The 14,145-nt window shown below is 35.4% G+C and carries 15 protein-coding genes; 6 read left to right on the forward strand and 9 right to left on the reverse strand.

The window, feature by feature from the left end; all coding sequences use genetic code 11:
* Positions 1 to 12 precede the first annotated feature (12 nt).
* The 7 genes from R2Q59_RS18650 to R2Q59_RS18680 form a co-directional block, all read right to left on the reverse strand.
* A complete protein-coding gene (locus R2Q59_RS18650; protein ID WP_316786856.1) occupies positions 13 to 1,584 on the reverse strand; it encodes a helicase HerA-like domain-containing protein in 1,572 nt (523 codons plus the stop codon).
* A 56-nt stretch (positions 1,585 to 1,640) separates the two neighbouring features.
* Complete coding sequence (locus R2Q59_RS18655; RefSeq protein ID WP_316786858.1) at positions 1,641 to 2,267, reverse strand: chloramphenicol acetyltransferase; 627 nt, start codon at positions 2,265 to 2,267, stop codon at positions 1,641 to 1,643.
* Entirely contained in the window at positions 2,264 to 2,956 is a 693-nt protein-coding gene (locus R2Q59_RS18660) for an HAD family hydrolase (protein ID WP_316771623.1), read from the reverse strand. Before R2Q59_RS18660 ends, R2Q59_RS18655 begins: the two co-directional genes overlap by 4 nt.
* Before the next feature lie 235 nt (positions 2,957 to 3,191).
* On the reverse strand, positions 3,192 to 3,608 hold the full coding sequence (locus R2Q59_RS18665) for a hypothetical protein (RefSeq protein WP_316771626.1): 417 nt from the start codon (positions 3,606 to 3,608) through the stop codon (positions 3,192 to 3,194).
* A 250-nt stretch (positions 3,609 to 3,858) separates the two neighbouring features.
* Positions 3,859 to 4,977, reverse strand: a complete 1,119-nt coding sequence (locus tag R2Q59_RS18670) for a M42 family metallopeptidase (protein WP_316786859.1) — start codon at positions 4,975 to 4,977, stop codon at positions 3,859 to 3,861.
* 25 nt (positions 4,978 to 5,002) lie between these two features.
* Positions 5,003 to 5,422 carry a GNAT family N-acetyltransferase gene (locus R2Q59_RS18675; protein ID WP_316771630.1) on the reverse strand — a complete coding sequence of 140 codons (420 nt, stop codon included), beginning with the start codon at positions 5,420 to 5,422 and terminating at the stop codon, positions 5,003 to 5,005.
* A gap of 82 nt (positions 5,423 to 5,504) precedes the next feature.
* Complete coding sequence (locus R2Q59_RS18680; RefSeq protein WP_316786861.1) at positions 5,505 to 7,046, reverse strand: acyl-CoA carboxylase subunit beta; 1,542 nt, start codon at positions 7,044 to 7,046, stop codon at positions 5,505 to 5,507.
* 294 nt (positions 7,047 to 7,340) lie between these two features.
* Here R2Q59_RS18680 and R2Q59_RS18685 point away from each other — a divergent pair, with 294 nt between their 5' ends.
* From R2Q59_RS18685 to R2Q59_RS18700, 4 genes are all read left to right on the forward strand, one after another.
* On the forward strand, positions 7,341 to 7,679 hold the full coding sequence (locus R2Q59_RS18685; RefSeq protein ID WP_131555100.1) for a hypothetical protein: 339 nt from the start codon (positions 7,341 to 7,343) through the stop codon (positions 7,677 to 7,679).
* A gap of 90 nt (positions 7,680 to 7,769) precedes the next feature.
* Positions 7,770 to 9,374 carry a SulP family inorganic anion transporter gene (locus R2Q59_RS18690; protein ID WP_316786865.1) on the forward strand — a complete coding sequence of 535 codons (1,605 nt, stop codon included), beginning with the start codon at positions 7,770 to 7,772 and terminating at the stop codon, positions 9,372 to 9,374.
* A gap of 4 nt (positions 9,375 to 9,378) precedes the next feature.
* Complete coding sequence (locus tag R2Q59_RS18695) at positions 9,379 to 10,014, forward strand: carbonic anhydrase (protein WP_316786867.1); 636 nt, start codon at positions 9,379 to 9,381, stop codon at positions 10,012 to 10,014.
* 109 nt (positions 10,015 to 10,123) lie between these two features.
* Entirely contained in the window at positions 10,124 to 10,783 is a 660-nt protein-coding gene (locus R2Q59_RS18700) for a carbonic anhydrase (RefSeq protein WP_316771641.1), read from the forward strand.
* A 450-nt stretch (positions 10,784 to 11,233) separates the two neighbouring features.
* Here the strand turns inward: R2Q59_RS18700 and pruA are convergent, their stop codons facing one another.
* Positions 11,234 to 12,865 carry an L-glutamate gamma-semialdehyde dehydrogenase gene (pruA, locus tag R2Q59_RS18705; RefSeq protein ID WP_316786868.1) on the reverse strand — a complete coding sequence of 544 codons (1,632 nt, stop codon included), beginning with the start codon at positions 12,863 to 12,865 and terminating at the stop codon, positions 11,234 to 11,236.
* Between the two features lie 117 nt (positions 12,866 to 12,982).
* Between pruA and R2Q59_RS18710 the strand changes: the two genes are divergently transcribed.
* Both R2Q59_RS18710 and R2Q59_RS18715 read left to right on the forward strand, forming a co-directional pair.
* On the forward strand, positions 12,983 to 13,219 hold the full coding sequence (locus R2Q59_RS18710) for a hypothetical protein (RefSeq protein ID WP_316771645.1): 237 nt from the start codon (positions 12,983 to 12,985) through the stop codon (positions 13,217 to 13,219).
* Positions 13,219 to 13,512, forward strand: a complete 294-nt coding sequence (locus tag R2Q59_RS18715; RefSeq protein ID WP_316786870.1) for a type II toxin-antitoxin system RelE/ParE family toxin — start codon at positions 13,219 to 13,221, stop codon at positions 13,510 to 13,512. Before R2Q59_RS18710 ends, R2Q59_RS18715 begins: the two co-directional genes overlap by 1 nt.
* A gap of 36 nt (positions 13,513 to 13,548) precedes the next feature.
* Here the strand turns inward: R2Q59_RS18715 and R2Q59_RS18720 are convergent, their stop codons facing one another.
* Positions 13,549 to 14,037 carry an OmpA family protein gene (locus tag R2Q59_RS18720; protein WP_316786872.1) on the reverse strand — a complete coding sequence of 163 codons (489 nt, stop codon included), beginning with the start codon at positions 14,035 to 14,037 and terminating at the stop codon, positions 13,549 to 13,551.
* Between the last annotated feature and the right edge of the window lie 108 nt (positions 14,038 to 14,145).

The raw sequence follows: 14,145 nt of genomic DNA on the forward strand, positions 1-14,145 counted from the left end.
CAAATATAAGTTTTAAAAGCCAAAAATACCACCACTTCTTGACCTAGGTTTTTTACCAGTTAGCATTCCAAAGAGACCTCTCACAATTTCTTTACCAATTTGACGGGTTATAGTAGCTCCCATTACCTGTTCTACTATACTTTTTTCGCCTGGTTTAGGTTTGCTTTCTTCTTCAACTCTTTTTTGTTCTTCAGCAGCAGCTTTAACCTCATTTTCTTCTGCTAATTTGATATTGATTCTATCTGTTAACATTTCGAATGCACTTACAGGGTCGATAGCTTTTTGGTATTTGGTAAATAATGGGCTGCTTTGCATTAGTTTTTCACAATCAATGGCCGCCATTGGTCCCATAACAGCTCTTGGAGGAGTTAACATGGTAGCGGCAACTTCTGTGGGAATACCTTTTTCATTTAAAACAGTAACCAAAGCTTGCCCAGTTCCTAATGCAGTTAACATTTTGTCGATTTCGTAAAAATCTGATTTGGGATAAGTATTAACGGTTTTCTTTAATGCATCAACATCATTTGGTGTGAAAGCCCTTAAAGCATGTTGAACTCTGTTTCCTAATTGTGCCAAAACAGTTTCAGGAATATCCATTGGCGATTGTGTGCAAAAGAAAACGCCAATTCCTTTAGAGCGAATTAATCTGATGATTGTATTTACTTGTTCTAAGAAAGCTTTAGGTGCATCGTTAAATAGTAAATGTGCCTCATCAAAAAAGAAAACCAATTTTGGTTTATCTAAATCTCCAGCTTCTGGCATCGCCTGATAAATTTCTGCCAATAAGCTCAATAAAAAAGTAGAATATAAAACAGGCTGATTTTGTACATCGGCAATATTTAAAAGAGAAATGACTCCTTTACCATCAATGCGGTTAAATAAATCTTCAATATCATAGGAAGTTTCACCGAACATTCCGCCTAAACCTTGCTGCTCAATGGCAACAATTTTTCTTAATATCGTACTTGATGTAGAGGCAGAGATAGAGCCATAACTACTTTTAATCTCTGCGGCACCAGCACCTTCAGATAAATAGCCTAATAATTTTTTTAAATCATTTAGGTCGACGATTGGCATTTTATTGTCGTCTGCATATTTAAAAATTACAGCTAAAACACCTGTTTGGGTATCGTTTAGCTCTAGAATTTTCGCTAATAAAACTGGTCCGAATTCTGTAACCGTTGCTCTCATTTGGGCTCCGGTTTTTCCACTTAACGAATAAAGTTCAATAGGAAAACCAGTAGGAGAGAAAGGTTTGTTTAGTTGCCTACTTCGCTCTTCAATTTTAGAATTTGTAGTTCCAGCTTGATTTAAGCCAGATAAATCTCCTTTAACATCTAACATAAATACTGGCACGCCAGCATCAGAAAGTTGTTCTGCTAATAGTTGTAAGGTTCTGGTTTTTCCCGTTCCAGTTGCTCCAGCAATTAAACCGTGGCGATTCATCATTCGCAAAGGCAAATTAACTTCAGCTTCTGCTAATACTTCACCATCTAAAATTCCTGCCCCCAAATATATCGATGCGCCTGTTGGTGCATACGAAGTTTTAATTTTTTCGGTAAATAAAGTCTTTTTATCACTCATGGTAAGATGTTTTTCGACCTCAAATTAAGAAAGATATATTGGAATTGAAATAGTATTTAAATTTGATTCATTCTTCTTTGAAATTCCTCGACAAATAAACTGACATGATAACCATCAGCCAATGCATGATTTACGTGAATAGAAATTGGCATTGATTTTTTGCCATCAGTTTCTGTCATTTTGCCAAAAGAGATTTTTGGGCAACTATCTTTAAATGAAAAACTACGAGCGTGAGATAGCGATGTGAATTTTAACCAAGGCATAGCCGAAATATGAATCACGTTTGCCCCATTTCCTTCAAGATTTAATCCTGTAGCGTTTCGAACTTGTTCTATTTCTTCTTTAGCAGCTAATTGAAATTCTTCAAAGTCTGATGAGTAGTCTATGTAAGAAAAGCCAAAAGTGTTATCGGAGCGATTAATAACTGCTGAAGCATTTACTTGGTCATATAGATAAATTTGGCCGTCTTCAATCCTTAGCCTAAAATTTTCTACAGTATTAGCAGATGCTAAAGCTTGATGTAAATAATATAAGAAAAATCCGATGCCTTCTTTTTTACATTTATGATAAGCAATATTACAATCAATTTCTACTGCTACGCCAAAAAAAGGTTCTTCAAATTGGTTAAAGAAATTGAAGTGCTCTTTTCTGGCCCAATTTTCTAAATCAAACAGTTGTTTCATTTTTTAAGGATGTTTAAAATTTCATCTATCGATGTTATAGCAGAAAAATTCTCGTGAGCAACATTGTTTTCTACAACTTCGTGAGCCCAAGTGGTGTGATATGGAACGTGAACTGCATTTCCGCCGATTTGTAGAACTGGTAAAACATCAGATTTTAACGAATTACCAATCATTAAAAAATCTTCGGGTTTGCAATCTAAGTGTTTCAAGAGTTTAAGGTAATCTTTCTCTTGTTTGTCGCTCATGATTTCAATATGATGAAAATATTTCTCTAAACCAGATTTTTGTAGTTTTCTTTCTTGGTCCAATAAATCACCTTTGGTAGCCACAACTAAGCGATATTCTCCTTTTAAAGCTTCTAAAACGGTTTCAACTCCCTCTAATAATTCAATTGGTTTATTCAGTTGTTCTTTGCCAAATTCTATCGCCTTGCTAATCATTTCTAAACTTGCCGTTCCTTCAGTAACTTCTAAAATGGTTTCTATCATCGAAAGCATGAAACCTTTAATGCCGTAACCATATAAAGGAAGATTTCTTATTTCTATTTTAAAGAGTTCTGCAGCAACGCTGTGTAATGGGAGGTAATCTTCTAATAAGGCGCAAAATTTATCTTCTGCTTCTCTGAAATAGGGTTCGTTTACCCATAAGGTATCATCGGCATCAAATGCGATAACTTTGATATTATTCATTTTCGATGTTGTTTTGGAGGAAGTAAAAATAGCTAAATTGTTTAAACGTTAAGCTGGTAATTTTTTGAAAATGAAAGACAGTTTTAATCGGCAAGGATAGCCCTGCTGTACACTTTACTTCCCCCAAAGAAGATTTGGGCTTCGTGTTCGTTCCCATCAGGTTTAATATTTAAAGGTAGTGCAGCAAACACGGGTTGCTGGGTGCTAAATAGTATGAACTTAAATTTCAAAAAGGTTAAATGCAAGGTGTGAATAAGAAAATCTTAATCAGAACTGGGGCAGCAAATAGGAGAGTTCCTAGAATAAATAAAGCAGTTAAAATATTCACCATTTTATTTTTAATTCTCAAAAAGATGAATTGTTCAATAGTTCTGCCCAGCCAAAAAAGAGAAATACCTAGTAAAAATGCATTGCCCAATTTACTGCTCAATAACTCTCTAGGAAAAACAAAACAGACTAGCGCAATTCCGAAAAATATATAAATCAACCTAAGATTGGCGATTTGAATAATGGCTTTATTGGGTGCCTTTAATTTCTGCAAATCATTTTTCCAATCGAATAGTCTCCAAAAGTAAATGTGAAAAATGGCAAAGCCGATGGAATAAATCCCGCCTAGGTAAATTAAGTATTTTACTGTTGAATAGGTGAACATTTAGCTAATATACATCCAATTTTGGTTTTCTTGAGCTGTCTTATTTAACTAAACGCGACATACGTGAATGCCGTCTTCGAATACGCTCAGACTGACAAATGTGGAATTGGCGGGGCAGAACTTAAATAGTTGTAAAGGTTTTGCTTTTCAACCTCACCCTAACCCTCTCCTTGAGGAGAGGGAGTTTATGTTACAAAAAAAAGGTCGAGGGGAAAACCCTCAACCTTCTACCTTAAAGCCCTTAACCTTTTTAAGAGAACTCCCTAAAATCTTGGTCGGCTTTTATGTTCAATAAACTTTCGTAAATCAAGCTGATTACATTATCTACGTCTTCTTTATGTACCATTTCTACTGTGGTGTGCATATAACGCAGAGGTAATGAAATTAATGCAGATGGAACGCCACCATTTGAATACGCAAAAGCATCGGTATCTGTTCCAGTAGAACGTGAAGAGGCTTGGCGTTGGAAAGGAATTTCGTTTTTCTCTGCTGTTTTAATTAACAACTTATTCAAATTGGTTTGTACTGCAGGTGCATAAGAAACGACTGGTCCTTTACCTGCAGATAAATCACCTTGTGTAATTTTGTTAATCATTGGAGTTGTGGTGTCGTGCGTAACATCTGTTACAATTGCCACATTTGGCTTAATGCGTTGCGCAATCATTTCTGCTCCACGTAAACCAATTTCTTCTTGCACTGAGTTAACAATATATAAGCCAAATGGAAGTTTTTTCTTATTTTCTTTTAATAAACGAGCTACTTCGGCAATCATGAAACCACCAACACGATTGTCTAAAGCCCTACCTACATAATAACGGTCGTTTAAAATCATAAATTCATCTTCATAAGTTATTACACAACCAACATGGATTCCTAGTTTTTCTACCTCATCTTTAGTTGTACAACCACAATCTAAAAAGATGTTTTTTAATTCAGGCGCTTGCTCTTTATCACCGTGACGAGTATGTATAGCTGGCCAACCAAATACAGCTTTAACTAAACCTTTTTCGGTGTGGATGTTTACGCGTTTAGAAGGTGCAATTTGATGGTCTGAACCACCATTGCGAATAACATAAATTAAGCCATCGCTGGTAATGTAGTTAACATACCAAGAAATTTCATCAGCATGTGCTTCTATCACAACTTTATAAGCAGCTTTTGGGTTAATTACGCCAACAGCTGTACCATAGTTGTCTATGAAATGTTCATCTATGTATGGTTTTAAATAATCTAACCAAAGTTTTTGACCTTCCCACTCATAACCGGTTGGAGCAGGGTTGTTTATATATTTTTCTAAAAATTGTATAGATTTTTTAGTTACTACAGGAACGTGTTTTTTCTTGTTTTCTTCTTCTTTCTTCTTTGCCATATTTATGTGATTACACAGATTTTTGTTAGTCTTCGTAATTAATTATTAATTCCATAATTACAAAATCGAACCCATCTGCAGTGTAAGTTTTATCTGTTTCGTGGAAACCAAATTTAGTATAAAATTCTTTCGCATTTACCCTTGCATTGCACCAAAGTTTTGTCAGTTTTTGCACTTTACAAAATTCAATTAGATATTCCATCAATTGTTTGCCTAAACCTTGATTTTGCGCTTCTGGCAAAACAGCTAGTTTTCTGAATTGGCCAACATCTCCCTTTGTAAATAAAGAGACAACACCAGTCAATTCATAGTCTACATAAATGCCGAAATGGGTTCCCTCAAAATCATTTTCCAGTTTAACAAATTCATAGGGATGTTCTGGATACATGGCAATGTGCCTAATGCGCCAAGTTAACGCAGGGAATATTTGTTCTACTACAGCCATTTTTATTTATGTGAAATGTAAGAGGTAAGATGGAAAATGTAGAAAACCACACATCTTCCATTTTACATTTGCCATCCTCCATTTATAATGGAATGTTTCCGTGTTTTTTTCTAGGGTTATTAACTACTTTATTTTCTAGCATTTTAAATGCTTTAATTAATTTTATGCGAGTTTGAGATGGCTCGATAACTTCATCAACAAAGCCACGTTCGGCAGCACGATAAGGATTTGCAAAAATATCTGAATATAATTTTTCCTTCTCAATCCATTTTTCTTGAGGATTTTCGGCAGCTGTGATTTCTCTTTTGAAGATGATTTCTGCTGCGCCTTTTGCTCCCATAACGGCAATTTCTGCAGTTGGCCAAGCATAATTCATATCTGCACCAATGTGTTTGCTATTCATAACGTCATAAGCGCCACCATAAGCTTTACGGGTTATCACAGTTATACGAGGAACCGTAGCTTCGCTAAAAGCATACAATAATTTTGCACCATTGGTGATAATTCCATTCCACTCTTGGTCGGTGCCAGGTAAAAATCCAGGAACATCTTCCAATACTAATAGAGGAATGTTAAAGCAATCGCAGAAGCGAACAAAACGAGCTGCTTTAGTGGAAGAGTTACTGTCTAAAACTCCAGCTAAATAAGCAGGTTGATTGGCCACGATTCCTAAACTTTTTCCAGCTAAGCGAGCAAAGCCTACAACAATGTTTTCTGCGTAGTCTTTATGTACTTCTAAAAAGCTATCTGTATCAGCAACTGCTGAAATAATTTCACGAACATCATAAGGTTGTGTTGCATTCTGTGGTAACAACTCGTTTAATGCAGGGAGACTTTCATCTGCAACTTCATAAGCTAGACTTGCTGGGGTTTCCTCGCAATTTTGAGGCATATAACTCAACAATTTTTTAACATGACTTATCGCTTCCAATTCGTTTGCACATGCAAAATGTGTAACACCAGATTTTGTTGCATGAGTTACCGCACCACCTAATTCTTCAGAATTTACCTCTTCATGTGTAACTGTTTTAACCACATTTGGCCCAGTAACAAACATATAAGATGTGTTTTCTACCATTAGGATAAAATCTGTAATTGCTGGAGAATAAACAGCCCCACCAGCACAAGGGCCCATAATGGCCGAGAGCTGTGGAATTACTCCCGAAGCTTGAACGTTGCGATAAAAAATATCGGCATAACCACCTAAAGAAACAACGCCTTCTTGAATTCTTGCTCCGCCGCTATCATTTAAACCAATTAAAGGTGCTCCGTTTTTAGTGGCCATCTCCATTATCTTGCAAATTTTTTCGGCATGCGTTTCTGAAAGTGAACCTCCAAAAACTGTGAAGTCTTGAGAAAAAACATAGGTTAATCTGCCATTGATAGTCCCATAACCTGTAACCACCCCATCACCCAAATATTTCTCTGTTTCCATTCCAAAATCGGTACTACGGTGAGTAACCAACATTCCAATTTCTTCGAAACTTCCTTCATCCATTAAAAAATGAATACGTTCCCTAGCGGTTAACTTTCCTTTTTTATGTTGGCTATCAATACGAGCCTGACCACCGCCAAGGTGAGCCTTTTGTATTTTATCCTGTAAGATTTCAATCTTATTTTTCATTGGAATATAATTTTGTTTTTTTCGGTAATGAAGCTATCATGAGCATATTAATTAAATTTTTGCGAACTGTATGCTCATGATGGTTTCATCTCAAAATTCAATAAAATTTAATGCACTCAAATTACAATTATTAGCTTGGCTTTTATGCAGAGATTTTCATTTTTATATATTTGGTAGCGAGTTATTTTTGTAAAAATCTCGTTTTAAATTACATTTTAATTACTTATTTATTTGATAATCTCATTCTTTTGGAGCTATTTTTGAAGCAACCGAACAAAAAATTGTAAATGATTTATGTTTCTTAGAAAATACCGTGTGCTCATAGTAATTGCCTTTATGGGCATCTTTACTGCAAAGATGGTAATTTCTGGTGCACCTGTTTTTTTCGCCCATCTAGATAAATGTTTGATGAACGCTGTTATTATGCAGCTTGAAGCAGAAAACAATGGCGAAGATTCTGGTAAAGGCAATATTAAATTTGCAGACCATAAATTAATGATTCATCATTACGATTTAACTTATGTGCCCTTGTTGATAAATCAAGGCATCACAAATAGTTTTATAGATCATTCTCGGCGATATGTAGACCCTTATCACCCTTCTGTACCAACACCACCACCAAACTTTTCATAATTTTTATTATTGTCGCTTTGTTATGCAAAATTAATTTTCGCATAGCGATGCCTTGTATTTAAAATTTATAAAAAATTTAACGCGTGAGTTATGGGAAATGAGCATTCGACCTCTTCTAGGTTCGAAGTAAAAAAATATATATTAAAAAAGAATTTAAAGAAAGACTTGCCTTCAAGTGTAGTAGTCTTTCTGGTAGCATTGCCACTATGTTTAGGCATTGCTTTAGCTTCTGGCGCACCTTTGTTTGCTGGCTTAATTGCTGGTATTGTGGGTGGTGTAGTAGTTGGTTTGTTAAGTGGGTCGCAATTAAGTGTTAGCGGTCCGGCAGCGGGTTTAACGGCTATAGTTTTAGGTGCAATTGCTAGTTTGGGCAGTTACCAGATATTCCTGCTTGCGTTGGTTTTGGCAGGGGTTTTTCAATTGGTGCTCGGTCTTATTAGGGCCGGCACCATTGGAAATTATTTTCCGTCAAGTGTAATTACAGGAATGCTAGCAGGTATTGGGCTATTGCTTATCCGTAAGCAATTATCTCATGCTGTCGGTTACGACAAAGACTATTTTCTAGATGAAAGCATTAGTCAAAAAGGTGCGGAGAATGCTATGTCAGCTGTCGAAAATGCATTTAACTCAATAAGCTTAACTGCAACAATTATAAGTGTAGCATCCTTACTGATTCTTATTTATTGGCCAAAAATTAAAAAGCTAAATGTAGTTCCTGCGCCTTTTGTTGTAGTTGCGTTGGGTATTACTGTAGCTATCGTATCCAAAAACAGTAATTATGCGCTTGCACAAGAACACATGGTAAATATTCCAATATTTAGCGGTTGGGAAGAATTTAAAGGATTGTTCACTAGTCCAGATTTTTCAGCTGTTGGCAGATGGGATGTTTGGGTTGTTGCAGCTACAATTGCTGTGGTGGCTAGTTTGGAGACGTTATTGGGAATTGAGGCTGTAGATAAAATGGATCCTATCAAACGAGTTACACCAACCAATCGTGAATTGATAGCGCAAGGCCTTGGTAACATTACAAGTGGTATGCTCGGCGGTTTACCAATGACATCAGTAATTGTGAGAAGCTCTGCAAACGTAAATGCTGGAGCAAGAACTAAAATGTCTGCTGTATACCATGGGTTATTATTGCTTTTATCACTTTTATTAATTCCAGGTATCATAAATATGATTCCTTTAGCCTGTTTAGCTGCAATATTACTCTTTACTGGATATAAATTAACACGAATTTCCTTGTTTAAGGATATGTATCAAAAAGGTTGGGACCAATTTATTCCGTTTTTGGTAACTGTTTTGGCAGTGGTATTAACAGACCTATTAAAAGGAGTAGCAATTGGTATGGCATTCTCTATTTTCTATTTATTGCGTACCAATATGCGTAATCCGTTCTTCTATAAAGTTCAAGAAGAAGGTAATAAAAAGAACATTAGAATTAAACTAGCGGAAGAAGTTTCCTTTTTAAATAAAGCAGCGATTCAGGTATTATTAACAGGAATACCAAAAGAAACAAATGTAATTATTGATGGTTCAAATGCAAGGTATATAGACCCAGATGTTTTAGAAACCATATTTAATTACAAGCATAATGCATATACCAAAGGCATTATCGTAACTTTAGAGCACATAAAGAGTAATTATGTTGTTCCTAAATTAAATAACAAAATTGTAGAAGAAATTAATAACTAGAAGGATGAAGGCACATACTTTAGAAACACAAACATCAATTACCCCTGAAAAAGCATTTGAAATACTAAAAGAAGGTAATGAAAGATTTGTACAAAATTTAAAAACGAATAGGGATTTATTAGCACAAGTAAATGATACCAGGGCAGGACAATGGCCATTTGCCGTAATATTAAGCTGCATAGACAGTCGTACTTCTGCAGAATTAATCTTTGACCAAGGGCTAGGAGATATTTTTAGTGTAAGAATTGCTGGAAATTTTGTAAATCAAGACATTTTAGGTTCTATGGAGTTTGGTTGTAACGTTGCAGGTTCTAAATTGATTGTAGTTTTAGGGCACTCTAAATGCGGTGCTTTAAAGGGAGGATTGGATGCTGCTGCAATCCGTGAGACAGGAATGAAAAACCTTAGCCATTTAGTAGATCATTTTAACCCAATTATTGATGAAATTATTACCGAAGGAGAAGAACGTTCATCTAAAAATAATGATTTGTTGGAAAGATTAAACGTGCAAAATGTAAAACAAACCATGGCTGATATCCGCAACCAAAGTACCACTTTAAACCAAATGGAAAAAGATGGAAAAATAAAAATTGTTGGTGCAAATTATAATGTAGAAACTGGTATTGTAAGCTGGTTATAGTGTTTTAAGGCCATTTAAAAACAGATAAGAATAACAGAGCCTTCATGATGTTTTGGAGGCTTTGTTGTTTATTTGTGATAAAAGTATCCAGAAATTAATAACTAAAATTATGTGCGCAAAAACAATAGAAACAAAAGATATTACATACGATAGCCTTTTACAAGGCAATGTAGACTGGGTAGAAGATATGATAAAAGCAGACCCCACTTATTTTGACAAATTATCTACTGGTCAAAGTCCACCAGTTTTATGGATAGGTTGTTCAGATAGCCGTGTACCTGCAAATCAAATTACCAATACAATGCCTGGAGATATTTTTGTACACAGAAACATAGCAAACGTTGTTGTACATACAGATATGAACATGCTAAGTGTACTTGATTATTCAGTTAATGTTTTAAAAGTAAAACATGTAATTGTTTGCGGTCATTATGGCTGTGGTGGTGTAAATGCTGCTTTAGGGAACAAACAAGTGGGTATTATCGATAATTGGTTAAGAAACATTAGAGATGTTTATCGCATGCATGAGAGAGAAATGTCTACCATAAAAGACCCAGAACAAAAGTCGAATAGAATGGTTGAACTAAATGCAATAGAAGGAGCAGCGAATGTGATGAATACTTCAATTGTGCAAAATGCTTGGTCAAACGGGCAAGAGCTATCGGTGCATGCTTGGGTTTACAGTTTAAAAACTGGCAAAATTAAAGACTTAAAAGTGAGTAGTCACAGTCTTGATGATGTTTCACCAGCCTTTAAAGTTGGTATTTAAGATAAATAATTGAATTTAAAATCCCAAGCTTAGGTTTGGGATTTTTTTTTTGCTATCTAAAATCAAGACAAAGTTTTGAAGCACAGAGACACTGCATTTTATTTACTTTCTTCCTGCTTTCCACTTCAATCTTTTTAATTGCACTTCGACTACGCTCAGGATGACAATTAAAAAGGATTTTCGTTCCAATCAGGGCTAAAATTAAAGCTAGTGCAAGTAAACGGTACATAGTTGCAGATTGCCAAAGTTTCCTAAACCCTGCCTGCCGGCAGGCAGGCTGACATACGCGAATCCCGATTTATCGGGAGTAGCATTGGCAGGACTTGCTTAATAGAATTACTGAATTTGCTTTTCAAAAAAAAGAAATGCATAAAAATGCCCCCATAAAGTGTCTAAACTTTTGGGGGCATTGCAAGAATCAGGACGGCTTTTTATTTTATAATAAGTTAATTACTCAGCTAAAAATGGGTAGCGATAATCTTTAGGTGGGTCAAATGTTTCCTTAATTGTTCTTGGAGAAACCCAACGCAACAGGTTAATCATCGAACCAGCTTTATCATTTGTACCGCTTCCTCTTGCGCCACCAAAAGGCTGTTGACCAACGACTGCTCCTGTACATTTATCGTTGATGTAAAAATTACCAGCAGCGTTACGTAAACGTTGAGTAGCTTTTTCCAAAGCGTATCTGTCTTGACCAATTACGGCACCAGTTAAAGCATAAATAGAAGTGCTGTCAATAATATCTAAAGTTTTATCGAAATCCTTATCATCGTATACAAAAATGGTTAAAACGGGACCGAAAAGCTCTTCGCACATGGTAGTATATTTCGGGTCATCAACTACTAAAACAGTTGGTTCAATGAAATAACCTTTAGTCTTATCGTAATTTCCACCAGCAATAATTTCTACGCCTTTATCTTGTTTGGCAGCATCAATATATTTAGCTAAGCTGTTAAATGATTTCTCATCAATAACTGCATTAATGAAATTACTGAAATCTTCTGTTCCGCCCATTTTGAATGTAGCCAAATCGCGTTGCATGAATTTCTTAACTTCTGGCCAAACACTTTTTGCAATGTAAACTCTACTTGCTGCAGAACATTTTTGACCTTGATATTCGAAAGCGCCACGAATAATTGCTGTGCTAGAAACTTCAGCATCTGCAGAGCCGTGGATTAAGATAAAATCTTTACCTCCAGTTTCGCCAACAATTCTAGGGTATGTTTTAAATTTATGAATGTTATTTCCAATTGTTTTCCAAATGTCTTGAAATACACCAGTAGAGCCTGTAAAGTGAATTCCTGCAAAATCTGGGTGAGAGAAAATTACATCTCCAGCATCTGGACCAGAAACATACACTAAATTAATTACACCATCAGGTAATCCCGCTTCGCGGAAAATTTGCATTAAAACATTAGCTGCAAAAATTTGAGTGTTTGCTGGTTTCCAAACTACAACATTGCCCATCATAGCAGCAGAAGTAGGTAAATTTCCTGCAATTGCAGTAAAGTTAAATGGAGTTAAAGCGAAAACAAATCCTTCTAACGGGCGTTGCTCTAATCTATTCCAACTACCACGAGGTGAAACTGGAGGTTGTTGTTTGTAAATCTGCGACATGTATTCTACGTTGAAACGTAGAAAGTCAATCAATTCACAAGCCGAATCGATTTCTGCCTGATATGCATTTTTGCTTTGCCCCAACATGGTTGCAGCATTTAATTTATAACGATAAGGACCAGCAATTAAATCGGCCGCTTTTAAGAAAATCGCAGCTCTATGTTCCCATGCTAAATTTTCCCAATCTGCTTTTGCAGCTAAGGCAGCATCAATTGCTTGGCTAACATGGTTTTTGTTTCCTTTACTGTAATTAGCTAGTAAATGTTGGTGGTCATGTGGAGGAGTAATTTTTCCTTTTTCTTCAGTAAAAACTTCTTCTCCGCCAATATACATTGGAATTTCAATCACTTTTGAGCGACTATCAGCCAATGCTTCTTTTAATAATTCGCGTTCTTTGCTTCCTGGTGCATAACCCAAAATGGTCTCGTTAACAGGTGCTGGTACGTTAAAAAATCCTTTAAGCATAAATTAAATTCTTGTTTGCGCAAAGATAGGTTTTTTGAATTTAGACAAGTCAATAATTATGTAAGATTAGTGACGGAAATGGGATGAAATTGTTGACATATTTTATTAAATTTGTTTATGAGCATATTGGTAAATACACAAAACGAGCAAGAAGAAAAGGTTTTATTAGCTTTTCTAGAAAGTTTGAGATATAATTATCAAGCAAATATTGAAAATGAAGAGCAAATTAATAATGCTTTTTTAAGTCAATATAATAAGGAAATAGCTGTTGCCGATTCTGAAATTGAAGCAGGAAATTACGTTTCCCATAGTGATGTTGAAAAGCTTTTTGAACAAAGAAGGAAAGCTATTTAATGGAAATTAAATGGAGTAGGCTTGCCATTAAACAGTTATTCGATATTATCCAATATTTGGAAGAGAATGATTCAGTCGATTATGCTGAAAAACTAGAAAAGAAAGTTCTCTCAAAAATTAAATCATTACCTCAAAAAATAGAAATATATCAACTCGATAGACTTAAACAGGCAAATGACGGAAATTTTTATGCTTTTGAAATTGATAGCTACAGGATTTCTTATAGGCAATTACAAAAGGAGATTAGGATATTAAGAATACGCCATTCGAGTAGGAGACCATTTACTCGCTAGTTTAAAACAGTATTATTTGATACATTACACACTAGCTTAGTTTTTGCAAACATCTCCAGCAACTACGCCACCGCCATTAGTTGGCAAGCCGCCAATAACCCTATCTTTTATGGCAACATTAATGAAATTAATCCTTCTATTTTGAACTTTGCCTACAGGTGTAGAATTATCTGCAATAGGTTTATTTGCCCCAAAGCCAGTTGCAATAAGTCTTTTGCAATCCACACCCAATTCAACAAGCCTTTTGCAAATAGCCAATGCTCTTTTCTCCGATAAATTTTGAGCATTTGGGGTTGCGTTATCGGTATGAGATTCAACCCTTAGTAAAGAAATATAGGGCTTATCAACAAGGTAAAGTTTTACAATTTGCAATGCCTCATCACTGCTTTTTTCTAATTCTGCAATTCCAGTTTTGAAAATAATCTCTTTACCAGTTAGCACTTCACTACCTTGTAATTGATATGGTTTTTGCCCATATGCTTTAAATGATAACACAGTGAGTATAATGAAGAAGAGCTGTTTCATCGTTTTAGGTTTTTAATTGCTTCACCAATATTAATGAATTTTTAAATTATAGCAATAGCTAACTTAACTTCATAATTCCTTTGTTTTTTAAATAATCCTTATTTTTGA

Origin of the sequence: Pedobacter frigiditerrae (assembly GCF_032678705.1) — a bacterium.
Classification (GTDB): domain Bacteria; phylum Bacteroidota; class Bacteroidia; order Sphingobacteriales; family Sphingobacteriaceae; genus Pedobacter; species Pedobacter frigiditerrae_A.

Excerpts from the sequence above, each read along its gene's own strand:
- R2Q59_RS18650 (WP_316786856.1), bottom strand. The coding sequence starts at position 1,584 with ATGAGTGATAAAAAGACTTTATTTACCGAAAAAATTAAAACTTCGTAT.
- R2Q59_RS18655 (WP_316786858.1), bottom strand. The coding sequence starts at position 2,267 with ATGAAACAACTGTTTGATTTAGAAAATTGGGCCAGAAAAGAGCACTTC.
- R2Q59_RS18660 (WP_316771623.1), bottom strand. The coding sequence starts at position 2,956 with ATGAATAATATCAAAGTTATCGCATTTGATGCCGATGATACCTTATGG.
- R2Q59_RS18665 (WP_316771626.1), bottom strand. The coding sequence starts at position 3,608 with ATGTTCACCTATTCAACAGTAAAATACTTAATTTACCTAGGCGGGATT.
- R2Q59_RS18670 (WP_316786859.1), bottom strand. The coding sequence starts at position 4,977 with ATGGCAAAGAAGAAAGAAGAAGAAAACAAGAAAAAACACGTTCCTGTA.
- R2Q59_RS18675 (WP_316771630.1), bottom strand. The coding sequence starts at position 5,422 with ATGGCTGTAGTAGAACAAATATTCCCTGCGTTAACTTGGCGCATTAGG.
- R2Q59_RS18680 (WP_316786861.1), bottom strand. The coding sequence starts at position 7,046 with ATGAAAAATAAGATTGAAATCTTACAGGATAAAATACAAAAGGCTCAC.
- R2Q59_RS18685 (WP_131555100.1), top strand. The coding sequence starts at position 7,341 with ATGTTTCTTAGAAAATACCGTGTGCTCATAGTAATTGCCTTTATGGGC.
- R2Q59_RS18690 (WP_316786865.1), top strand. The coding sequence starts at position 7,770 with ATGGGAAATGAGCATTCGACCTCTTCTAGGTTCGAAGTAAAAAAATAT.
- R2Q59_RS18695 (WP_316786867.1), top strand. The coding sequence starts at position 9,379 with ATGAAGGCACATACTTTAGAAACACAAACATCAATTACCCCTGAAAAA.
- R2Q59_RS18700 (WP_316771641.1), top strand. The coding sequence starts at position 10,124 with ATGTGCGCAAAAACAATAGAAACAAAAGATATTACATACGATAGCCTT.
- pruA (WP_316786868.1), bottom strand. The coding sequence starts at position 12,865 with ATGCTTAAAGGATTTTTTAACGTACCAGCACCTGTTAACGAGACCATT.
- R2Q59_RS18710 (WP_316771645.1), top strand. The coding sequence starts at position 12,983 with ATGAGCATATTGGTAAATACACAAAACGAGCAAGAAGAAAAGGTTTTA.
- R2Q59_RS18715 (WP_316786870.1), top strand. The coding sequence starts at position 13,219 with ATGGAAATTAAATGGAGTAGGCTTGCCATTAAACAGTTATTCGATATT.
- R2Q59_RS18720 (WP_316786872.1), bottom strand. The coding sequence starts at position 14,037 with ATGAAACAGCTCTTCTTCATTATACTCACTGTGTTATCATTTAAAGCA.